Here is a 22,350-nt window from a genome sequence, read left to right as displayed (position 1 = left end):
AAGAAGATGGCAGCACAGATCGTGGATGTGGTGTTTTATGATGGTGTAGTGTCTAAACCATGGGCTGCCAAAATCTCTCCTATAGATGCTCAGTCGGTACTTATTCGTTATGGTGAAAATTTACAGCAACAACGACACTATCATTATCAAGACATGATGTTGGTGGGCGCACTAGGTAAAATTCAACCTGTCATTGAACTTAAAGACGATGCACGTATTGAATTTTCCCAAGCCTTGCCTGAATGGTTTCAACTGCGAAATAAACAGGTGCAGCATTCTATTTGGAAATTGGAACGCACACCAAGTCTGATTGTATTTAGTCTGGTTTTTGTGTTGTTGCTGGTATTTGCCACAGTGCAATGGGGCATCCCAAGTGCATCCAAATATGTTGCCTTTCAATTGCCTGCGAATACCTTAAAGCAAATTGGTGATGAAGCAGAGCGTTATATCTTAGACATGACAGCGCCAAGCCAACTGCCCGCAGCGCGTCAGCAGAAAATTCTAACAGATTATCGACAGCTCATTGCAGGAGAGACACCTGCCAAAGTGTTGTTTCGACAAGGTCATGGCTTAGGCGCGAATGCTCTGGCAATTCCGAATAACACCATTATTTTGACCGATGAATTGGTGGAATTGGCGGAGAATGATCAGGAAATCATTGGCGTGTTGGCACATGAACAAGGGCATTTGGTAGAACGACACAGCTTGCAACAGGCTTTATCGAGCTTAGGGTTTAGTATTATTTTGCTCGCGATTACAGGAGATGGTACAGATTTAGTTTCGACCTTGCCTGTGGCGCTCGTGGGGGCAAATTATTCACGTAATTTTGAATCTGAAGCAGATTATTATGCTTTAAATACGATGCATGCTCAGGGCATTCCAACCATTCATTTTGCCCATTTTCTGGAGCGTTTGGCAGAAGATGCAGGTGAAGACACCGCCAAAAGCCCTTTGGATTTTTTACAAAGCCATCCTGCAACACAAAAACGTATTCAAGCGGTTAAGGATTTTGAACAAACGCAGCGTTTAGCGCCTTAACATGAAACAGTTAGTACCGTTGCCAAACCGCGCTCAATTCTGTTTGTCCCATACGACTTAAATGATCAAGCACGACTTGTTCGAGGTAACTTAAATCTGTTTCAGTATTTTTTACCTGAATTTCAACTACAAGCTCATGTGTTTGGGGTATAAGTAGAATTGTGGCACTTGGCATCATAATTTGGTATTGGGTTGCGCTTTCTGCAACGTCAAATTTATGTTTCCAGTGGTTGAGTAGACGCTTGGCAATACGGCTTGCTTGCGTTGTTTGAATATGGGCAGAACTGTTCATCATCTGTTGAAACCAGCATTTTGTTCAAATGAGTAAAGACCTTTACTATAACAAAGCCAGACTGAAAGAACAGTGGAGTGCTGCAACAGAGCGTTGCGGAGATAGAATTATCAAATTGGCTGATCGACCTGAATCATCGAACTGAATGATCCAATCGTAACAGAATCCACCACACCAAGCAGTCTTTGCTATAATGCGCCACAATCCCAATATTTAGCTAGGTTCTCCCATGTCCAAGCCTTATTTAATTGCGCCGTCTATCTTATCTGCAGATTTTGCTCGTCTAGGCGAAGAAGTGGAAAATGTACTTCAGGCGGGTGCCGATGTGGTGCATTTTGATGTGATGGATAATCACTATGTACCGAATTTAACCTTCGGTGCAGGTGTATGTAAGGCATTGAAAAACTATGGCATTACTGCACCAATTGATGTGCATTTAATGGTGAAACCTGTAGACCGCATGATTGGTGATTTTCTGGAAGCGGGCGCAGATATTATCACGTTCCATCCTGAAGCTTCAGAGCATATTGATCGTTCATTGCAACTGATTAAATCGGGCGGGGCAAAAGCGGGTTTGGTATTTAACCCTGCTACACCGCTGCATTATTTAGATTATGTACTTGATAAAGTTGATCAGATTTTACTCATGAGTGTGAACCCAGGTTTTGGTGGGCAAAAATTCATTCCAATGACTTTAGAGAAATTACGTCAGGCACGTCAAATCATTGATGCTTCAGGTCGTGATATCCGTTTAGAAGTCGATGGTGGTGTGGGACCTGCCAATATTCGTAAAATTGCAGAAGCGGGCGCAGATATGTTTGTTGCAGGCTCAGCAATTTTTGGCAAGCCAGACTATAAAACGGTGATTGATGAAATGCGTGCTGAATTGGCAAAAGTTGGCGCAGTCGAAGTATAAATTTCTACAATCACAAGTGCTTATGCTGTGGATAACTTTGTAGATAACCGTATGGATATCTATGTTGATAACACTATGGATAAGCCGATTAATTTATAAACATTTGTACATCAATTGTTTATGACTTATACAAAATAAGTATAAAAAGGATTCAATCAAATCCTTTTTGTTTATTTTAAATACACTGAATTTATTGAGTATTTACTCAGTTAATTATAAAAATAAGTTGCTTAATATATAACTTGATTGTTTTAGTTGGCTTTTAAATCGCACGGATTCACTCTGTTTTTCAATGCAGAAGATATTGTGTATAAGTGGGGCTTGAATTATATTGAGTGCATTGTAGATTGTGGATTGTACTTGGCAAAAATGTTCAATTCTTGTGCAAGTTCAGGTCTGCATCTTTCATACTCAGGAATTTATTTAGTGCTGACTCAACCCTACAATCAAATGTGGTTTGTTGTCCTGATGGCATTTGTCATAGGGTGGAGTGGTATTGTTAGTGCTGCGGTAAAACCTGCACATGATTGGATGATGTCAAATCAGGCAGCAGGGTCTGAGATTCGACATTCTGCAACCGCAGCGAGTGAAATGACATCTTTACCAGATTGTCATACCACAGCTTTACAAACGTATCCTGAAACCAAGCAGCATATATCTGGGCATGATGCCAAGGCCAACCATCATCTCAGTCAGCACACATCCGCAACGGATACCGATTTAAATGCGGCAGATTGTTATGGCTCGGCTGATTTTTCTACTGCAAAGATGAATTGTCAGGACTGTGCGCAGTTGCATTGTCAAAGCTTAAACAGTGTGTTGAATGTGCAAGTCCCTGAACTGATTCAACCTGTAGCACTTTCATCTGTCAATATTCTGTTGCCTGCTTATCAAGCTCAACATTTACTTGGGCATTGGCAGCAAATTTTACGTCCACCCAAAGCTTAATCCTGAATTCAAAACACTTTTACGTTTTATTTTAAGGATTAAGTCATGTCTAAATTTTATCAGCCTGCGCTGTTTTTAACAGTCTGTGCATTGTGTTCGAGTTCTGCATTTGCTGCGGTCAAGGAATATCACCTGACCATTGCAGAACAAACGGTCAATATCACGGGAAAACCTGTTCAACGTATTACAGTCAATGGACAATTTCCCGCGCCTGCACTCGAATTTGAAGAAGGCGATGAGGCGGTAATTCACGTTAATAATCAATTAAAAAATCAGGACTCATCTATTCACTGGCATGGTTTATTGTTGCCCGGTTTGATGGATGGTGTGCCTGGATTTAATGGTTTTCAAGGGATTAAGCCACAAGGACATTTTGTTTATCAATTTAAAGTACGTCAAAGTGGTACCTATTGGTATCACGCACATTCCAAAGGTCAGGAACAAGATGGTCTATACGGCTCTTTGGTGATTCATCCTAAAGCCAAGCCAGCCGTAAACGCACATGAATACACAGATCGTGATTATGTGGTGATGCTGTCAGATTTTCATGAAAAATCTAGCAATCAAATTCAGAAAGATTTAAAAATTTCAGCCGAGTTTTATCAAAATCAGCGTGAAACCTTAGGTGATGTTTGGCGTCAAGTACAGCGTGATGGGCTAAAAGCCACATGGTCAGACCGCAAAATGTGGAATCAGATGCGCATGCTGAAAACCGACCTTTCCGATGTCACAGGCTATACTTTTTTAATGAATGGCAAGACACCTGAACAGAACTGGACAGGTGTATTTAAGCCAAATGAAAAAGTGCGTTTACGTTTTATCAATGCCTCTGCCATGTCGTTTTATGATGTGCGGATTCCAAACTTAAAAATGACAGTGGTCAGTGCCGATGGTCAGCCAGTCAAACCTGTTACTGTGGATGAATTTCGTATCGGCACTGCAGAAACCTACGATGTGATTGTTGAACCTCAAGCAGCGCATTATCAAATTGAAGCGGAATCAATAGACCGCTCAGGTTTTGCTGTGGGTAGCTTGCAGAGTGAACTTCATTCTGCAACATCAAATCTACAGCTCCCTGCAGCGCGCCCGCGTGCTTTACTCACCATGCAAGATATGGGGCATGCTACAGAGCATTCAGGCGATGATCATTCCAAGATGAACCATGCAACGATGTCTGAAATGGATCACTCAAAAATGAATCATGCAGCGATGTCTGAAATGGATCATTCCAAAATGAACCATGCAGCGATGTCGGATATGGATCATTCCAAGATGAACCATGCAGCAATGTCGGAGATGGATCATTCCAAGATGAATCATGCAGCGATGTCGGAAATGGATCATTCCAAGATGAACCATGTAGCGATGTCAGAAATGGATCATTCCAAGATGAATCATGCGGTAATGTCGGAAATGGATCATTCCAAGATGAACCATGCAACAATGTCTGAAAATACGCATACACAACATGGCATGCCTTCAACAGAACACAAAAATGCGGTGGTATATGGATGGGCAAATGCTTCTACACCCGCGGGGCATAAAGCCTTGCACTATGAAGATTTGAAATCGCTGCAGCCACAAGCAGATACACGTGAACCAAGCAGTGAATTGGTCGTGCGTTTAGGCGGTACGATGGAGCGTTATATCTGGACAATCAACGGTAAGAAATTTAGTGATGCCACACCACTCAAGGTGAAATATGGTGAGCGTATTCGGATTAAATTTATCAATGACAGCATGATGGCACATCCAATGCATTTACATGGCATGTTTATGCAGTTGGAAAATGGTCAAACGGCAGCAGAAATGCCGAATAAACACACCTTAATTGTGCCGCCAGGTCAAACTGTAACTGCACTGCTTACTGCAGATGAATTAGGTGAATGGGCAATACATTGTCATTTGCTCTATCACATGAGCGCGGGAATGATGAATAAATTGATTGTAGCGCAGGTGAGTGAAAATGAACCGCTTTCAACCACAGCAATTCAAGCCACTCAAACCCCTTCAGCGACAGCGCAAAAAGGAGCAGCACATGCACAACATTAATCTTTTTGCGAAAACAGTTTTAAGTATTTCTGTCTGCTGCATCAGTACAGTTGGGCTAGCAGCGACAGAGGTGCATAGTGCACATGCCAGTTCAGCAGAGATTGCAACAATTGCAGCTCAGGCTGATACTCAATCGCATCAATCGCATCAATCGCATCAATCGCATCAATCGCATCAATCGCATCAATCGCATCAATCGCATCAATCGCATCAATCGCATCAATCGCATCAATCGCATCAATCGCATCAATCGCATCAATCCGATTCGTCCGTGCAAGAGTCGCAGTCACACGATCATCGTAAAGAACATGGTGCGCAGGTGTACGCGGTGAGCACTTTAGATACGCAATGGCAAGTGAATGATCATGCCGAGGGAGTGCTCAAATCTAAATTACAAACTCGTATCGGAACTGATGAAAACAAGTTGTTTGTGAAAATTCATAGTGATAAGCAAGAGTCACAAGCGACTGAATATGATGCCAAGTTGTTATACAGTCGTATGATTTCAGATTTTTGGGATGTGCAAGCAGGTGTGCGTTATCGACACGAAGTGAATCAGCAAGAGCATCAAACAGACCGAGAAGATAAGTTTGACGCTGTGTTTGGCTTACATGGTTTAGCTCCATATTTTTTTGAAACCGATGCTTATTTTTATTTGGGTGAGGATCAATATGCGGCTTTGAGTTTGGAAACCACACGGGATCTGTTATTGACTCAGAAATTGATCGCACAGCCTTATTTAGATGTAGATGTTATTCTGCAGGATGATGCCAAATATGCGAAAAAAACAGGACTCAACCGCGCAGCTGTGGGTGTGGAAATGCGTTATGAAATCAGCAAGAACATCATGCCGTATATCAGTGCAGGTTATGAGTATACGAAAGGTGATCAACACACTGATTGGCAGTCTGCAACCGATTCCGAGCAGAGCGGCTTATATGCGATAGGCTTGCGTTTCAGGTTTTAATGATTAGGGGTATTTATCAATGATTAAGTCAATGGATCGTTGCTGCTTCTAAATAGAATAGATTGTCCCTAAATACATAGGCTTGGTTTATACTGAGCCTATTGTATTTTTGGGTGTGGCGTATGTCTTCATCAACTCAAGATCCTCAATCGAATCAAGATAAAAACTTAGAAAACCAAAATCTAAACAATACTGGCTGTGGTTGTGATACGCAAAAAAATGTAAACCAGCCTTGTGCAACTGCGCCTACACACTCCAAGTCATGTGGCGATACAGGCTGTGGTTCGTCTTGCGATACAGAAAAAAGCTGTGCTGATCAAAATAGCTGTACATCTGCAACGACTGCCAAGGCAGATAAAGCAACAATTTTGGATTCGGAACTTTTGAGTCCGTGGGTGAGTGCATACCATATTCCTAAAATGGATTGTGGCGCAGAAGAACAAATGGTGCGGATTGCTTTGGCAGATCATAATGATATTGCAGCCTTGTCTTTTGATTCACCTGCACGACTTTTAAAGGTTTATCACAGCAACCAATCTGCCACAGAAATTACCCATAAATTAGAAGCATTGGGTTTGGGTGCTGTGTTGCAACAGACTGAAGCCAATACACAAACTGAACTGCCTGTATCTAACAGCGCTGCACAACAAAAAGTGCTATATGCCTTGCTTGGTATTAATGCCGCTATGTTTTTGGTGGAATTAATTGCAGGTTTAATTGCATCTTCGACTGGGTTAATTGCTGACTCCTTAGATATGTTTGCCGATGCCGCCGTGTATGGTTTGGCTTTATTTGTCGTGGGTCAATCCGCCAAGAAACAGCTCAAAGCTGCACATTTGTCTGGTTGGGTACAACTGGGTTTGGCTGCACTGGTTATCTTTGATGTCCTGCGCCGTTTCTTCTTAGGCAGTGAGCCTGAATCCATGTTGATGATGGTCATTGGTGCTGTGGCATTGCTGGCAAACGTCACCTGTTTATGGCTAATTTCAGGGCATAAAGATGGTGGAACCCACATGCAAGCCAGTTATATTTTTTCCGCCAATGATGTGATTGTGAATTTAGGTGTGATTATTGCGGGCGGTTTGGTGATGCTCACAGGCTCGAATTATCCAGACCTAATGATTGGCTTAGTTGTGGCCATGTTTGTATTGAATGGTGCGCGCAAAATTTTAAGTTTAAAATAGACGGATCATCGCTGCGCGGTGGCTTAAATTGCAACAGGAGGAACGACCTCCCTTGTTTGGGTTTTTAGAAATAGTCAAAGTGACTGAACACTCGACAAGAAAAATCTTCAGGACGGCCTGATTTCATGCTATTGAAGGAGGGCGTTATGGCCTGGATGATGTTGATATTGGCGGGTATTTTTGAAGTGGTTTGGGCATACTCCATGAAGTTGTCTGACGGCTTTAGTAAATTAACGCCCAGTATCGTGACTATCTTTTTTATGATTTTAAGTTTTGCGCTTTTGGCCTATGCCATGCGTACTTTGCCATTAGGCACGGCTTATACGATTTGGACAGGTATAGGCGCAGTCGGTTCATTTTTAGTCGGTATTTTTGTTTTAGGCGAACCTGCCAGTGCTATGCGTATGTTGGCTGCAGTTCTGATTATTTCAGGTTTGGTGCTTATGAAAATTTCATCCAGCTAACTTGGAATGCAGTCTTTTAGTGTGTGCTCAATAACAGATCGGTTTGAGTTAAAAACAGGATGACCTGATACCCAACCTGCTTGAGGAGAAAAATAATGCAATTGGCATTTACTGAAATGGACACTCCTGTAGGCGTGCTTAAATTGGTGGCTCACGATCACGCATTGGTTGCGGTAATGTGGGATAACGAAGATCATAAACGGGTACGTTTAGCCAGTTTAGTTCGACAAGATGATCATCCAATTTTGCTCAAAACTCAGCAGCAACTCCAAGAGTATTTTGCAGGTCAGCGTCAGCAATTTGATGTGCCTCTTGATTTTGAAGGCACTGAATTTCAGAAGAAAGTCTGGCAGGCGTTATTAAGCATTCCTTTTGGGGAAACTCGTAGTTATAAGCAAATTGCCGAACAAGTTGGTAGTGAGAATGCGATGCGTGCCGTAGGGGCGGCAAATGGCAAAAATCCAATTTCGATTATTGCACCGTGTCATCGGGTGGTGGGTGCAAGTGGAAAATTGGTGGGCTTTGCAGGCGGGTTGGATAATAAAGCGATTTTGTTAAAGTTAGAATCTTCAACTTCAAAAGTTTAAATGACTGAGATTCAACAACAATTTTGATCAAAATAAAATAGAGCAGGGGAAATGTTAAAAACATTATTGTTGCAGTTTTGGTGGCTTATTCTGCTTGTTGCAGGTGTAGGGCTGATCAAAATTTTCAAACCTTTTCTAAAGGGAAAGGTGGGGGAACTCGCAGTAAGTACGCATGTGAAGTTGTATTTAGATGAACGTTATATCTTGTTGAATGATGTAACTTTGCCTGATGAGTTCGCAGGAACAACTCAAATAGATCATATTTTATTGAGTCCTTTTGGGGTTTTTGTGATTGAAACAAAAAACTATAAAGGCTGGATTTTTGGTGGAGAACGCCAAAAAGTATGGACACAAAAAATTTATAAAAAGACCTACAAGTTTCAAAATCCTGTCTATCAGAACTATAAGCATATAAAAGTTTTGGAATCAGTATTGAGCGATATTGTCGAGCCTGAATATCTGCATTCTGTGATTGTATTTATGCCAGACTGTGAGTTTAAGACCTCTTTGCCCAACAATGTTTTTAAAGGCAGTGCATGGGTTGAGTATGTCAAAGGTTTTCGGCATGAAGTCATTTCACCGATGAAACTGAAACGTATTCAGCTGAGAATTGAAAAAGAACTACTTGATAAGTCTTGGAAAACCAATCGTCAACATGTCGAAAATTTGAAACAACGGCACGAACGTTAAAAAGTTGCAATGAAAAACCCTGATACAAGGTGATCAGGGTTTGAAGGAGTTGAACGATAAGCACTAAAACCTTTTCGGAATTTTCTGTCCGTTCGGTACAGGCGTTTCCGCATATTTAAGCACACCAAACAACCAAGTTTCAGCATGTTGTACCGCTTGTTTCAGTTGATCTCCCATTGCCAAGCGCCCTGCAATAAAGCTCGCCAATGAACAGCCTGAACCGTGATATTCACCTTTAAGCCGTGGACAGCGGGTTTCTGAAACCATTTCATTGTTAATATACAGTGCATTACGAATATGATCAGGGGTATCTTCATGCCCACCTTTGACCAAAACGGCCTGCGCGCCCATTGCAAATAATTTAGCTGTTGCGCGTTCTAAATCATCTTCACCCGTTAAGGCACGTAATTCCACAGTATTTGGCGTGATTAAAGTCGCCAGTGGAATCAACTCGACAAATGCCTGAACCAAAGTCGCTTGATCACCTAAAGAACCACCACTATTGGCAACCAAAACAGGGTCAAGCACATATAAATAATCAGGATGTGCACGTAAAAAATCTGCCAGCGCTGCAATATTGTCAGTGGTGCCCAACATGCCCGACTTTACAACTTTAATGGGCAAATCATTCACCACCGCATTGGCTTGCGCCAATAACAATTCTTTAGACGTTGCTTCAAAGCCAAATACTTGCTGAGAGTTTTGAATGGTCAGTGCTGTGCAGGCAATCGCTGCATGTGCACCGCTATTGCCAACGGCTTCAATATCAGCCTGTAAACCAGCGCCACCCGAAGGGTCTAAACCAGAAAAACATAGTACTGTTGGTCGCACACACATATCCTTAATTGCTTCTATTTACGTTAGTATAGGCAACTTTGGAGTAACACTCGATAGTCATTTAGGCACATAGGCTGACATTGTGATAAAGAACCTTTTAATTGATTTAGATGGCACGCTGACCGACCCGAAAGAGGGCATTACCGCTTCTGCGCGTTATGGTTTGGCTAAGGTTGGACATCCTATTGCAGATACGGAAAATATTGATTGGATTATCGGGCCGCCCTTAAAAGCCTCTTTGGCAAAATTACTTCATGTAGATGTGCATGACGTATTGGCAGAGCAAGCCTTAGCAGGCTATCGAGAGCGTTTTGCTGCAACAGGCTTATTTGAAAATCATGTCTTTGAAGATGTTGCTGCAACATTGGCAGATTTAAAACAGCAAGGCTATCGACTGTTTTTAGCAACAGCCAAACCTGAAATTTATGCACGCCAAATTTTAGATTACTTCGATTTATTGCAATATTTTGAATATCCCTACGGTAGCGAACTAAATGGTGAGCGTACCAATAAAGCGGATTTAATTGCCTATATTTTGCAGCAAGAACAATTGCAACCTGAACAATGTTTAATGATTGGAGATCGTGAACACGATATTTTAGGTGCACGAGCCAATGGAGTCGATTGTGTTGCAGTCGAATACGGCTATGGTTCGGCTCAGGAGTTAGACTTGGCTGCACCAAAACATAGAATTCAGTGTTTTGTGCAAATTTTGTCGGTGCTTGAACAGTTATCTGGATGAGCGAGATGCTTACATCTGTTTGCATTTCTAGCGCAGTGTTATTGCAAAGATCGTGCTTCAATATTTAATTTGAATATTTAATTTTAATATTTAATTTTAATATTGAAAGAGGGTATGTGATGAAGATATTTAGTCAATCTATTGCAGTAGTAGCGGTTTCAATACTGATGACTGCATGTGCCAATCATGCTGCTACATCCACAACACCTACTGCGCAGGTCGAAATGTACACATCATTGCAACATCGACAGTGTGAGCCAGATTCAGGTTTAACCCTTACGGAAATTGTTCAGCGTTTACAGCAAGCACAGATTCAGGTGAAGCGGGCCAGTGTAGGTTCAGATGGGCGGATGTATGCACAGGTCTGTGGTGGTGCAGATGGAAAAATTGCTATTGTCACGATTCCTCAATCTCAGCAGAAACAAGCAGCGGCATTGGGCTTTCAGCCTTACTCACAAATACGTTGAATTAAAGCATAAGTGCTGTTTTTAGTTGTCACCCATAAAAAAACCTCAGTTCTTTGCACTGAGGTTTTTTTACAACCGAATCAGGTTGAGATGTCAGGATACTTGGCGTTTCAAATTTTAGAACTGTGGTTTTACCACGACTAAAATTACAATCGCTAATAGCAGCACAGTCGGCATTTCATTGAAGAATCGCCAGAACTTGTGTGATTTATAATGCGCATTGCCAATCAGTTTTTGGCGGTAATAGCCACAAACCAAATGGTAAATCACCAATAAACCGACCAATGCTACTTTCAGGTAAAACCATAACGCATCGTGGTAATTGCGGGTCGCATCGCCCCAATCTACCAAAAAGTGTGCCGTGATGAGGGTGGCAATCATAGACGGCCACATAATCCCTCGGTACAACTTGCGCTCCATGATTTCAAAACGCTGATGGCTCAGTGTATCTTCACTCATGGCATGGTAAACATATAAACGTGGTAAGTAGAACAATGCAGCGAACCAGCAAACCACGGCAATAATATGTAATGCTTTTACCCATAAAAAAGCATCAGAAGGTGCATCCATCGACTATCCTATAGGAGATTATTCATCCCACTTCTTGAAAATAAGGCAGGCATTTACACCGCCAAAACCAAAACTGTTACTCATCACAGTATTCAATTTTGTGTCGCGTTTTTCAAGTACGATATCAAATGCTTTCGCGCCTTCATCAAGTTCAGTGACGTTGATGTTTGGTGCAATGAAGTCGTTTTGCATCATCAAGACAGAATAAATTGCTTCTTGAACGCCTGCAGCACCCAAGCTGTGACCAGTCATTGACTTCGTTGAGCTAAGAGCAGGCACTTTACCTTCACCAAACGCACGTTCCATGGCTTTCAATTCAGTCACGTCGCCTGCTGGAGTAGAAGTACCATGTGTGTTCACATAGTCAATTGCGTCTACACCGTGTTGTTTCGCTTCGTCTAAAGCCATCAAGATACAACGTGTTGCACCTTCACCGCTTGGTGCAACCATGTCTGCACCGTCAGAGTTTGCAGCATACGCAACCACTTCAGCTAAAATATTTGCACCACGTGCTTGTGCGTGTTCAAGTGATTCAAGAACCACGAAACCACCACCACCTGCAATGACGAAACCATCACGGTCTGCAGAGTACGGACGAGATGCTGTTTCTGGTGTGTCGTTGTATTTAGAACACAAAGCACCCATCGCATCAAACAATAAGCTTTGTGACCAGTGATCTTCTTCACCGCCACCTGCAAGCATTAAATCTTGTTTACCCAATTGAATTAGGTTGTAGGCATAACCAATTGCATCGGCAGAAGTTGCGCATGCACTGGTAATTGAGTGCGCGATACCTTGTAATTTGAACGCAACACCCAAGTTTGCCGTAATGGTGTTCGACATGTTACGTGGTACGAAGAACGGGCCAATTTTACGTGCGCCTTTTTCTTCAAGTAGCTCAATCATTTCTGCAACAGATGCAGTTGAGTTACCGCCTGAACCACCCGCGATACCGTAACGTGGGTTGCCTGCTAAATCTTCTTGCTTTAAGCCCGCATGTTCAATGGCATCTACTGCAGCGTTGTAAGCGTACATCGCACACACGCCCATAAAGCGTTTTAATTTACGGTCAATGTGGTTAAAGTTTTGTTCTGCTGCTGCACTTACGTGGCTTTTGAAATTAAGTTCAGCATAAGTTGGGTTGGAACGTGTCCCAGAAATACCGTTTTGTAAAGAATGAGTCACAGCTTCTAAAGTATTACCAATGCACGAGTTAATGCCCATGCCGGTGATTACAACACGTTTCATCTACAGATCCCTTTTATGGTGATAATGTTGAGCCGAACACCGTGACTGCCAAGCAATCGCTGATACGGTATGACTCATGTCTTACAATTGCGTTCATAATAGCAGAAAGAATTTTGAATTCTTATGGCAAATATGATGCCACTTTGCAGGGAAGATCAAACCGCAGTGAAGCGGCAAATGAGATGCAGGAAGCCAACCAAAAGATACACAATCATATTGAGATAAACTTAGACTACACCTAGTATCTACCCATAAATCATAGAAATTAAAAATGAGGAGTAAGAATGTCAGATTCCAAGAATAAACAATCAAGCGGATTCTTCTCGAATGCGATTGGGGTGGCTAAAAAGCTCAGCAGTACAGGCATCCATGTATTGCAGCAAGTTGCACCGGGTACTGTAGCGAAGGATGAGCATAGTGCAAAATCAGGGCAAATTATTGAAGGTCAGGCACGTAGCTTTAGTGCTTTTCAAGCGCGTCAATATGACAATCCTCAACACATGCTCAGACAGCATGTGCCTCAAGTTTCACGTCAGCTTTTAGGTCGTCACTATAACCGCGTCAATCAGGTGGCGAGTTTTGTGTCGCCCGATTTTTCCGACAAAATTTCAGATTACCTATTTGATCAGTTGAATAGTTTTACTTCCAATATCAGCTCTGTTGATGATGTGCTTGATCAGGCTGGCGTACGCGATTTAGAAGAATTGACTCAAGATGTAGATCGTTCTAAACGAATTAGTCAGGCACTCGCAGAACAAAATAAATGGATTGCATCACTGCAAGGCGCATTGACAGGTGCAACAGGAGTAATCGGTTCAACTATTGATGTGCCTGCATCTATTGTGATGTCTTTGCGTACCATTTATCAGGTGGGACGTGCATACGGTTTTGAACTGAACAAAGACACCGAGCAAGAAATTGTTCAGTTTATTTTTAAACAAATTGATTTAGGCGTCATTGCAGAAAAGCAAGCGGTACTGATGGGGCTAAAAACCTTATCCAATATGCTGCAAACTCATGATGTGCATCAATTACAAAATATGCTCGGTTCAAGCAATGATTATGAGGCATTAAAGAAATACTTCTTGAATGAGCAAGGTCAAGTCAAATGGCCGTGGTTGAATCATGTACCTAAGTTTTCCATGTTGAATAAACTCACGCCTGTAGCAACCGCATCGGTGAGTGCGGTATATAGCTGGAAATTAGTGGAAGATGTGCATCACAAGGCACAGCAAGTATTTTCCAATGCCCGTAGCTATTTAATTCAGCATAAAGACAGCAATTTATCTGCCATTCATGCGTATGAAAAATCGTTGGAATTGCTGGCACAGGCTGCGCCTAAACTCTTAGAGCAGTTGAAGGGCAATGAAGCCAAACATGCAGAGCAAGATGCATTAGTAGAGGGGCAAGAGAGAGCAGAATCTGCGCCGTCAGATGCTTTGCTGCAAACCGTATCAGACCATGAAAGTATCAGAACGGTAAAAGTGCAGAAAAAATCGAACAAAGTGGAAACAACTGCAGCACAACTCGATGAAAATATTCAGCAAGGTCTAGAAGAATTGGCAGATCAAATGCTAGAGCCACATGCTGAAGTTGCACCGCAAAAACCTGCTGTACCTGCAGAAGAAATTGATGAATATAGGCTGGAAGATGCTTTGGAGCCAGTGGAAGATTCAACTCAAGTGGCTGAAACTGTTTCGGAAAATCCAGTAACATCAAGCAAAGAAACTGCAAAGCAGGTTACAAAAAAGCCGAGAACTCGTACAAGTGCTCGCAAGCCAAAAGCTGAATAAAAACAAGTGATAAGTAGAAATTTGGTTGGTATTTTAACTGCCTATGAAATATTGACCATTTTTCTATCTTCGCTTACAATTGCATGCCCTCAAAAAGTAGTATGTTTTTGGGGCTTTTTATTAACGGGAGAATTGCCACATGGCAACAACAAATCAGTTGATCCGTAAGGGTCGTACGACTTTGGTTGAAAAATCAAAAGTTCCTGCGTTGAAGGCTTGTCCACAACGTCGTGGTGTTTGTACACGTGTTTACACAACTACACCTAAAAAACCTAACTCAGCAATGCGTAAAGTTTGCCGTGTTCGCTTAACTTCAGGTTTTGAAGTTTCTAGCTACATCGGTGGTGAAGGTCACAACCTACAAGAGCACAGTGTTGTTCTTATCCGTGGTGGTCGTGTTAAAGACTTACCAGGTGTACGTTACCATACCGTTCGTGGTTCTTTAGACTGTGCTGGCGTGAAAGATCGTAACCAGTCACGTTCTAAATACGGTGCTAAACGTCCTAAGAAATAATCTTCTAAAGATTAAACTCTTAGTTCGTAGATTAGTTCGTAGAACTGCAATCCTTTATCGTCTCGCTTGTCTGATTTCTGCATTTAATTTTGTGAAATTCAAGCGACGTGTAGTAAGGCCAGCGAAATGCACACGACACTTTGTGCTACGGCTGGATCACCCTGAAGTGTCATATTTATAGGTAGTTTAAAATGCCAAGACGTCGCGTAGTCGCTGCTCGTGAAATCCTTCCGGATCCTAAATTCAGCAGCCAAACAATCGCTAAATTCATGAACCACGTAATGCAAGATGGTAAAAAATCTATTGCTGAAAGTATCGTTTACGGTGCTTTAGACCGCGTTCAAGAAAAATCTAAAGTAGACCCAGTTGAATTTTTTGAAGCTACGCTTGAAAAAGTTCGTCCAATGGTCGAAGTAAAAGCACGCCGTGTTGGTGGTGCTACTTATCAAGTTCCTATGGAAGTACGCCCATCCCGTCGTACTGCTTTAGCGATGCGTTGGTTGGTAGATGCTGCTGCTAAGCGTTCTGAAAAAACTATGGCGTTACGTCTTGCTGGCGAGTTGCTTGATGCATCTGAAGGTAAAGGCGCAGCGATCAAAAAACGTGAAGATGTGCACCGTATGGCTGAAGCCAACAAAGCCTTCTCTCACTACCGTTTCTAAGCGGATAAAACAGGCCCTAATCAGGAGGGTGATGAATCGGTTGTCACTGAATTGTCATCAAATCGCTTTAAGTTGCTAGGCAGCTTAAAGCGTCCTGTTTTAAACAACAAAATTTAGGAATGCTAGAAATCATGGCACGTCAAACCCCAATTTCTCGTTACCGTAACATTGGTATCTCTGCGCACATCGATGCGGGTAAAACAACAACTTCAGAACGTATTTTGTTCTATACAGGTGAAAGTCACAAACTTGGTGAAACTCACGAAGGTTCAGCAACAACTGACTGGATGGAACAAGAGCAAGAACGTGGTATTACTATTACCTCAGCAGCTGTAACATGCTTCTGGAAAGGTATGGGTAACCAGTTTGACCAACACCGTATTAACGTAATTGACACCCCAGGACACGTTGACTTCACAATTGAAGTTGAGCGTTCTATGCGTGTTCTTGACGGTGCATGTATGGTTTACTGTGCTGTAGGTGGTGTACAACCTCAGTCTGAAACTGTATGGCGTCAAGCAAACAAATATAAAGTACCTCGTTTAGCGTTCGTGAACAAAATGGATCGTACAGGTGCAAACTTCTTCCGCGTTGTTGAACAAATGAAAACTCGCTTGGGTGCAAACCCAGTGCCTATCGTTGTTCCAGTGGGCGCAGAAGACACATTCACAGGTGTTGTTGACTTAATCGAAATGAAGTCAATCATCTGGGATGAAGCTTCACAAGGTATGAAATTTGAATATGGTGAGATTCCAGCTGACCTTCAAGCAACTGCTGAAGAATGGCGTACGAACATGGTTGAAGCTGCTGCAGAAGCATCAGAAGAACTCATGGACAAGTACCTAGAAAATGGCGAACTTTCTAAAGAAGAAATCGTTGCTGGTTTACGTCAACGTACATTAGCGGGTGAAATTCAACCTGCAATGTGTGGTTCTGCATTCAAAAACAAAGGTGTTCAACGTATGTTGGACGCAGTAATTGAATTCTTACCTGCACCAACTGACGTTGAAGCGATCAAAGGTATCTTAGACGACAAAGACGAAACTGAAGGTTCTCGTGAAGCGTCTGACGAAGCACCTTTCGCAGCGTTAGCGTTCAAAATCATGAACGACAAATTCGTTGGTAACTTAACGTTCGTACGTGTTTACTCTGGTGTTCTTAAAGCGGGTAGCCCGGTTTATAACCCAGTGAAAATGAAGCGTGAGCGTATTGGTCGTATCGTACAGATGCACGCAAATGACCGTCACGACATCGAAGAAATTCGTGCAGGTGACATCGCAGCGTGTGTAGGTCTTAAAGATACAACCACTGGTGATACATTATGTGACGAAAACCACGTAATTACACTAGAGCGTATGGAATTCCCAGAGCCAGTAATTGCATTGGCTGTTGAACCTAAAACTAAAGCTGACCAAGAAAAAATGTCAGTTGCTTTAGGTCGCTTGGCGAAAGAAGATCCATCATTCCGCGTTCGTACAGACGAAGAATCTGGTCAAACGATCATTGCGGGTATGGGCGAGCTTCACCTTGACATCATCGTTGACCGTATGAAGCGTGAATTCAACGTAGAAGCGAACATTGGTAAACCAATGGTTGCATACCGCGAAACGATCAAAAAGACGATTGAGCAAGAAGGTAAATTCGTACGTCAAACTGGTGGTAAAGGTAAATTCGGTCACGTATTCGTACGTTTAGAGCCGCTTGATCCTGAAGCTGGTAAAGACTACGAATTCGCTGAAGAAGTTGTAGGTGGTGTAGTACCTAAAGAATTCTTCGGTGCAGTAGACAAAGGTATCCAAGAACGTATGAAGAATGGTGTCTTGGCTGGTTACCCAGTTGTAGGCATTAAAGCGACATTATTCGACGGTTCTTACCACGATGTCGACTCTGACGAATTATCGTTCAAAATGGCGGGTTCTTACGCATTCCGTGACGGTTTCATGAAAGCAGATCCTGTTCTTCTTGAGCCAATCATGAAAGTTGAAGTAGAAACTCCAGAAGACTACATGGGCGATATCATGGGTGACTTAAACCGTCGTCGTGGTATGGTTCAAGGTATGGACGACTTACCTGGTGGTACTAAAGCAATTCGTGCAGAAGTTCCACTTGCAGAGATGTTTGGTTACGCAACACACATGCGTTCTATGTCTCAAGGTCGTGCGACTTACTCTATGGAATTTGCTAAATATGCTGAAACTCCACGTAACGTGGCAGATGGCATCATTGCTAAATTCCAGTCTGGTGGTAAAAAAGGTGACGACGAGTAATCTTTCGATTACTATAAGCGCAAACTAATTCATAGTTAAAAAACCTAATGCTCATGGAGTGATCCTCCATGAGTTGTTTTAAAAAGGAAGATCTCATGGCTAAGGCTAAGTTCGAACGTAATAAGCCACACGTTAACGTGGGCACAATCGGTCACGTTGACCATGGTAAAACAACTTTAACAGCTGCGATTGCTACAGTATGTGCACGTAAGTTTGGTGGTGAAGCGAAAGATTACGCTGCTATCGACTCTGCACCAGAAGAAAAAGCACGTGGTATTACAATTAATACTTCTCACGTAGAATACGATTCTCCAACTCGTCACTACGCGCACGTAGACTGCCCAGGCCACGCCGACTATGTTAAAAACATGATCACTGGTGCTGCTCAGATGGACGGTGCGATCCTTGTTTGTTCAGCGACTGATGGTCCAATGCCACAAACTCGTGAACACATCCTTCTTTCTCGTCAGGTAGGTGTACCTTATATCATCGTATTCTTAAACAAATGCGATATCGTAGACGACGAAGAGTTAATTGAATTAGTTGAAATGGAAGTTCGTGAACTTCTTTCTACTTACGACTTCCCAGGCGACGACACTCCAGTAATCCGTGGTTCAGCACTTGCTGCACTTAACGGTGAATCAGGTCAATATGGTGAAGATGCTGTAGTTGCTCTTGTTGAAGCGCTTGATACTTACATCCCAGAGCCAGTACGTGCAATCGACCAAGCATTCTTAATGCCAATCGAAGACGTATTCTCTATTTCTGGTCGTGGTACAGTAGTAACTGGTCGTGTAGAAACTGGTATCGTGAAAGTAGGCGAAGAAGTTGAAATCGTTGGTATCAAAGACACAGTTAAAACAACTGTAACTGGCGTAGAAATGTTCCGTAAACTTCTTGACGAAGGTCGTGCGGGCGAGAACTGTGGTGTTCTTTTACGTGGTACTAAGCGTGAAGACGTACAACGTGGTCAAGTACTTGCTAAACCAGGTACAATCAAGCCACACACTAAATTCGATGCGGAAGTATACGTACTTTCTAAAGAAGAGGGTGGTCGTCACACTCCATTCCTTAACGGTTACCGTCCACAATTCTATTTCCGTACAACTGACGTAACTGGTGCAATCCAGTTGAAAGAAGGCGTTGAAATGGTAATGCCAGGTGACAACGTTGAAATGTCAGTAGAATTAATCCACCCAATCGCAATGGACCCAGGTCTACGTTTTGCGATCCGTGAAGGTGGTCGTACTGTAGGTGCTGGTGTTGTTGCTAAAGTAACAGCATAATCACTTTATAGTGTGAAAAAGCGCTCCATTTGGGGCGCTTTTTTTATGGCTGTATTTTGTGTGCTAGTTTCCAGATGGATGAAAGCTTGTCCTACTGTATTGATGGATGAAATAGCTGTTCTTTAAACCTTGAATCAATCTAAAACCATTTTATGAACATTCTTTTGCTGCGGTTTAGTTGCCTTTTTTTCTCTTACATCATAAAAATAATTTTGCTGTCTAATTATTCTTGCTCTTACGTCATAAAAAATCATCGTCTATTTTTTTACTCTTGCGTCGTAAAAATAATTTCATTGTCTATTTTTTACTCTTGCGTCACAAAAAATAATTTCACTTATCATTATTTTTTATTCCTCATGTCCTGAACTGACAACTCACTGTCCTTAACTGCACTTAAATACCGCACAGAAAACCGTAATATGAACTCATACCGAAAAATAAAAAATATAGCGGGTTACAGGAAATGAATGACTTCATTGTTGTAACCTCAGGAGTGAGCAACATGAATGCTAAAGTGAGTATTAGTGAACGTGCAGGGGCGAGTTTTCCTGTCCGTCGAATGAATTTCAACTTTGATGCTGTACCTGAATATTGGATGAATGGTAATGCAGGTCTAACGCATTTTATGACTGCATTATCTGCGTTATTTCCCGCAGGTGAGAAGTTCTTTATAGACAGTGTGCGTGCTGTGCGTTATCACCCAATGCTGAAAGACAATGCAGATTTACAGAAAGAAATCAGTGCATTTATTGGACAAGAAGCCATGCACACGCATGAGCATGTCGGTTTTAATGCCTCTGCACAGAAATTTGGGCATGATGTTGATACTTTGGATTGTTATACAGATACTGTGATTCAAACTACACGCAAATTTATGGCAAAGTTGGCTAAACCGATTGGCATTACACAGAAAATGGTAGATTTAACTGCGACCACTGCGCTAGAACATTTCACAGCTACGATTGCCTCACAATTATTGACCAATTCACATATTCAAGAATTGATGACCGATGACACCATGAAAACTATGTGGTTGTGGCATGCGATTGAAGAAAACGAACATAAAGCTGTTGCGTATGATGTATTTGAAGGTGTGTTTGGCAAAGGTCTGAAAGCCTATGCACTACGTACAAGTTCTTTGGTTATTTCGATGCTGACTTTATTTTTTGTACAAAACTATTTTTTGTTGCGTTTACTAAAACAAGACAAGCAGTTGAATTTGGAAAATTTACGCATGATTTATCGTTATGCCTATAGTCCATCTAAAGGGATTATTACAGGCATGGGCAAAGAAATGTTGTTCTATTTCAAACCGAATTTTCATCCTAACGATTTTGATACCACAACGTTATTAAATACTTGGAAAGCTAAATTAGGCTTTTAAACTTTTCCCTTTGGTCAGGCAACGTAAGTTGCCTTTTTTTTTGCTCGATTTTTTTGTAGTGAAAAATCTATAATGCCTACATCTTAGAACAGCACAAGATCATTTCTTATGATTCGTTTAATGCAAGCCCATGATGTCGCTGATGTAGTTGCGATTGAAAATTTGGTACAAAGTCATCCGTGGGGTGCCAAACAATTTGCCGAAGCGGTGGACAGTTATCACAGTACCGTGATTGAACACGCAGGGAAAGTGGTGGGTTTTTGTATTTTACAACCTGTGTTGGATGAAGCGAATTTGTTGTTGATGGCGGTACATCCAAGTCAGCAAGGCAAAGGTTTAGGTTATCAACTGCTAGAACATTCTATTGCAGGATTGAAGAACCAACCTGTGCAGATTTTTTTAGAAGTACGCGAAAGTAATTTAGCTGCGATAGCCCTGTATGAAAAGTCAGGTTTTCATCAAATTGATTTACGTAAAAATTATTATCCTAAAACGGATGGCACACGTGAGCATGCCATTATTATGGTGAAATCTTGTAGCGATGATTTTGCCAGTTTGTTTAAGTAAATCTGATCGATGCAAAAATAGTATTGCATCATTACATTTTTATTTGATGATGGAGTTATTCCAGCCTAAGGGCAGCGTGGTCATTAAGGAGTTTCCCAATTGCTGCACCTCATCGGTATTTAGGCTACGGTTAATGCGTCGCCATTGACCATCGAGTAGTAGCTCAAGGGGCCCATATTGCGATTTATAATTCATTTTATTGGAATGTGGTACCCAATAGCCTAAGTAAACATATTGCAGTCCCAAATGCTGTGCCTGTTCAATTTGTTTTAATACCGCAAATGTTCCGAGTGAGCGACGACTTTCGTCTGGGTCAAAAAAGGTATAGACCGCAGAAATACCATCATCTAAATAATCACAGGTCGATACCGCAATTAGGCGATCTGCTTGCCAAACTTCTAAAAAGAAGCTGCTGGTACAACTGTGGATTAAAAATTTTTCAAATTGGTCACGGCTGGCAGGGAACATATCGCCATCGGCATGTCGTTCATTGATATAGCGTTCATACAGCGCATAATGCAAATCACCTGCATCTTGTGGCTTGGTGATTTTGATTTGTAAATCGTGATTGCGTTTCCAAGCTTTTTTTTGGGTGCTGTTCATTTTAAATTCAGCGACAGGAATACGCGAAGAAAGGCATTGGCGGCACAAATGGCATTCAGGACGATAGACAAAATCGCCACTGCGACGAAAACCGACCCGAGAGAGTTCAGACAAAGTCAGCACATCAATTTTATGTGCAGGGTCTAAAAAAACCATCCGCGCAGATTTTTCGGGTAAATAGCTGCAATCATGCGGCGGAGTAATGTAATACTGCAAATCATTTAGCAGGGATTTTGGGTGATATGAATTCATTTTCAAGATCCCTCTCTGTT

23 protein-coding genes are annotated in these 22,350 nt (G+C 42.0%); 18 read left to right on the top strand and 5 right to left on the bottom strand.

Annotated features, from left to right (window positions below; genetic code table 11):
- Window positions 1-6: 6 nt before the first annotated feature.
- Window positions 7-1,038, top strand: coding sequence for a M48 family metallopeptidase (locus FTU92_RS05980; RefSeq protein WP_180095856.1), 1,032 nt, complete (start codon window positions 7-9; stop codon window positions 1,036-1,038).
- 10 nt (window positions 1,039-1,048) lie between these two features.
- On the opposite strand, the gene FTU92_RS05975 is transcribed toward FTU92_RS05980, so the two are convergent.
- On the bottom strand, window positions 1,049-1,330 hold the full coding sequence (locus FTU92_RS05975) for a DUF2218 domain-containing protein (protein ID WP_026438437.1): 282 nt from the start codon (window positions 1,328-1,330) through the stop codon (window positions 1,049-1,051).
- A gap of 229 nt (window positions 1,331-1,559) precedes the next feature.
- Here FTU92_RS05975 and rpe point away from each other — a divergent pair, with 229 nt between their 5' ends.
- The 8 genes from rpe (at window position 1,560) to FTU92_RS05935 (ending at window position 9,138) form a co-directional block, all read left to right on the top strand.
- Entirely contained in the window at window positions 1,560-2,246 is a 687-nt protein-coding gene (rpe, locus tag FTU92_RS05970) for a ribulose-phosphate 3-epimerase (RefSeq protein ID WP_178867928.1), read from the top strand.
- A gap of 426 nt (window positions 2,247-2,672) precedes the next feature.
- Window positions 2,673-3,194, top strand: a complete 522-nt coding sequence (locus FTU92_RS05965; RefSeq protein ID WP_373686048.1) for a hypothetical protein — start codon at window positions 2,673-2,675, stop codon at window positions 3,192-3,194.
- Window positions 3,195-3,239: 45 nt separating this feature from the next.
- On the top strand, window positions 3,240-5,246 hold the full coding sequence (locus tag FTU92_RS05960; RefSeq protein ID WP_180095854.1) for a multicopper oxidase domain-containing protein: 2,007 nt from the start codon (window positions 3,240-3,242) through the stop codon (window positions 5,244-5,246).
- Window positions 5,233-6,213, top strand: a complete 981-nt coding sequence (locus FTU92_RS05955; protein WP_179993985.1) for a copper resistance protein B — start codon at window positions 5,233-5,235, stop codon at window positions 6,211-6,213. The genes FTU92_RS05960 and FTU92_RS05955 overlap by 14 nt, the downstream gene beginning before the upstream one ends.
- 122 nt (window positions 6,214-6,335) lie before the next feature.
- On the top strand, window positions 6,336-7,397 hold the full coding sequence (locus FTU92_RS05950) for a cation transporter (RefSeq protein ID WP_180095851.1): 1,062 nt from the start codon (window positions 6,336-6,338) through the stop codon (window positions 7,395-7,397).
- Window positions 7,398-7,543: 146 nt separating this feature from the next.
- On the top strand, window positions 7,544-7,861 hold the full coding sequence (gene sugE / locus FTU92_RS05945) for a quaternary ammonium compound efflux SMR transporter SugE (RefSeq protein WP_004975255.1): 318 nt from the start codon (window positions 7,544-7,546) through the stop codon (window positions 7,859-7,861).
- A gap of 95 nt (window positions 7,862-7,956) precedes the next feature.
- Window positions 7,957-8,448, top strand: coding sequence for a methylated-DNA--[protein]-cysteine S-methyltransferase (locus FTU92_RS05940; RefSeq protein ID WP_004975257.1), 492 nt, complete (start codon window positions 7,957-7,959; stop codon window positions 8,446-8,448).
- Between the two features lie 51 nt (window positions 8,449-8,499).
- Window positions 8,500-9,138, top strand: a complete 639-nt coding sequence (locus FTU92_RS05935) for a nuclease-related domain-containing protein (RefSeq protein ID WP_004975258.1) — start codon at window positions 8,500-8,502, stop codon at window positions 9,136-9,138.
- A 63-nt stretch (window positions 9,139-9,201) separates the two neighbouring features.
- Here the strand turns inward: FTU92_RS05935 and FTU92_RS05930 are convergent, their stop codons facing one another.
- A complete protein-coding gene (locus FTU92_RS05930) occupies window positions 9,202-9,969 on the bottom strand; it encodes a hydroxymethylpyrimidine/phosphomethylpyrimidine kinase (RefSeq protein ID WP_179989099.1) in 768 nt (255 codons plus the stop codon).
- Window positions 9,970-10,057: 88 nt separating this feature from the next.
- On the opposite strand from FTU92_RS05930, the gene FTU92_RS05925 reads away from it, so the two are divergent.
- A complete protein-coding gene (locus tag FTU92_RS05925; RefSeq protein WP_004975262.1) occupies window positions 10,058-10,717 on the top strand; it encodes an HAD-IA family hydrolase in 660 nt (219 codons plus the stop codon).
- A 119-nt stretch (window positions 10,718-10,836) separates the two neighbouring features.
- Window positions 10,837-11,184 carry a hypothetical protein gene (locus tag FTU92_RS05920; protein WP_004975264.1) on the top strand — a complete coding sequence of 116 codons (348 nt, stop codon included), beginning with the start codon at window positions 10,837-10,839 and terminating at the stop codon, window positions 11,182-11,184.
- Window positions 11,185-11,301: 117 nt separating this feature from the next.
- Here the strand turns inward: FTU92_RS05920 and hemJ are convergent, their stop codons facing one another.
- Window positions 11,302-11,754 (bottom strand): protoporphyrinogen oxidase HemJ, encoded by a 453-nt coding sequence (hemJ, locus tag FTU92_RS05915; RefSeq protein WP_004975266.1) that lies wholly within the window; start codon window positions 11,752-11,754, stop codon window positions 11,302-11,304.
- An 18-nt stretch (window positions 11,755-11,772) separates the two neighbouring features.
- Window positions 11,773-13,002 (bottom strand): beta-ketoacyl synthase N-terminal-like domain-containing protein, encoded by a 1,230-nt coding sequence (locus FTU92_RS05910; RefSeq protein ID WP_004975268.1) that lies wholly within the window; start codon window positions 13,000-13,002, stop codon window positions 11,773-11,775.
- A 284-nt stretch (window positions 13,003-13,286) separates the two neighbouring features.
- Between FTU92_RS05910 and FTU92_RS05905 the strand changes: the two genes are divergently transcribed.
- The 7 genes from FTU92_RS05905 (at window position 13,287) to rimI (ending at window position 21,475) form a co-directional block, all read left to right on the top strand.
- On the top strand, window positions 13,287-14,795 hold the full coding sequence (locus tag FTU92_RS05905) for an EcsC family protein (RefSeq protein WP_131261903.1): 1,509 nt from the start codon (window positions 13,287-13,289) through the stop codon (window positions 14,793-14,795).
- A 139-nt stretch (window positions 14,796-14,934) separates the two neighbouring features.
- Window positions 14,935-15,309 (top strand): 30S ribosomal protein S12, encoded by a 375-nt coding sequence (rpsL, locus tag FTU92_RS05900; RefSeq protein ID WP_000246374.1) that lies wholly within the window; start codon window positions 14,935-14,937, stop codon window positions 15,307-15,309.
- 191 nt (window positions 15,310-15,500) lie between these two features.
- The gene (gene rpsG, locus FTU92_RS05895) at window positions 15,501-15,971 is read left to right on the top strand and encodes a 30S ribosomal protein S7 (protein ID WP_004975277.1); all 471 of its coding nucleotides are present in this window, start codon (window positions 15,501-15,503) and stop codon (window positions 15,969-15,971) included.
- A gap of 131 nt (window positions 15,972-16,102) precedes the next feature.
- Window positions 16,103-18,238, top strand: coding sequence for an elongation factor G (gene fusA / locus FTU92_RS05890; RefSeq protein WP_004975278.1), 2,136 nt, complete (start codon window positions 16,103-16,105; stop codon window positions 18,236-18,238).
- A gap of 95 nt (window positions 18,239-18,333) precedes the next feature.
- Complete coding sequence (gene tuf, locus FTU92_RS05885; RefSeq protein WP_004975768.1) at window positions 18,334-19,524, top strand: elongation factor Tu; 1,191 nt, start codon at window positions 18,334-18,336, stop codon at window positions 19,522-19,524.
- 502 nt (window positions 19,525-20,026) lie between these two features.
- Complete coding sequence (locus FTU92_RS05880; RefSeq protein ID WP_180095849.1) at window positions 20,027-20,908, top strand: metal-dependent hydrolase; 882 nt, start codon at window positions 20,027-20,029, stop codon at window positions 20,906-20,908.
- Between the two features lie 108 nt (window positions 20,909-21,016).
- The gene (gene rimI, locus FTU92_RS05875) at window positions 21,017-21,475 is read left to right on the top strand and encodes a ribosomal protein S18-alanine N-acetyltransferase (protein ID WP_179994842.1); all 459 of its coding nucleotides are present in this window, start codon (window positions 21,017-21,019) and stop codon (window positions 21,473-21,475) included.
- A 39-nt stretch (window positions 21,476-21,514) separates the two neighbouring features.
- On the opposite strand, the gene FTU92_RS05870 is transcribed toward rimI, so the two are convergent.
- Window positions 21,515-22,330: an arginyltransferase gene (locus tag FTU92_RS05870; protein ID WP_178866996.1), complete on the bottom strand. Its 816-nt coding sequence runs from the start codon at window positions 22,328-22,330 to the stop codon at window positions 21,515-21,517.
- Window positions 22,331-22,350: the final 20 nt, after the last annotated feature.

Source organism: Acinetobacter sp. YH12205 (assembly GCF_013418125.1).
Taxonomy (GTDB): Bacteria; Pseudomonadota; Gammaproteobacteria; order Pseudomonadales; family Moraxellaceae; genus Acinetobacter; species Acinetobacter towneri.
Note: the sequence above shows the minus strand (reverse complement) of the source record. Positions and strands in the feature narration are given on the sequence as shown.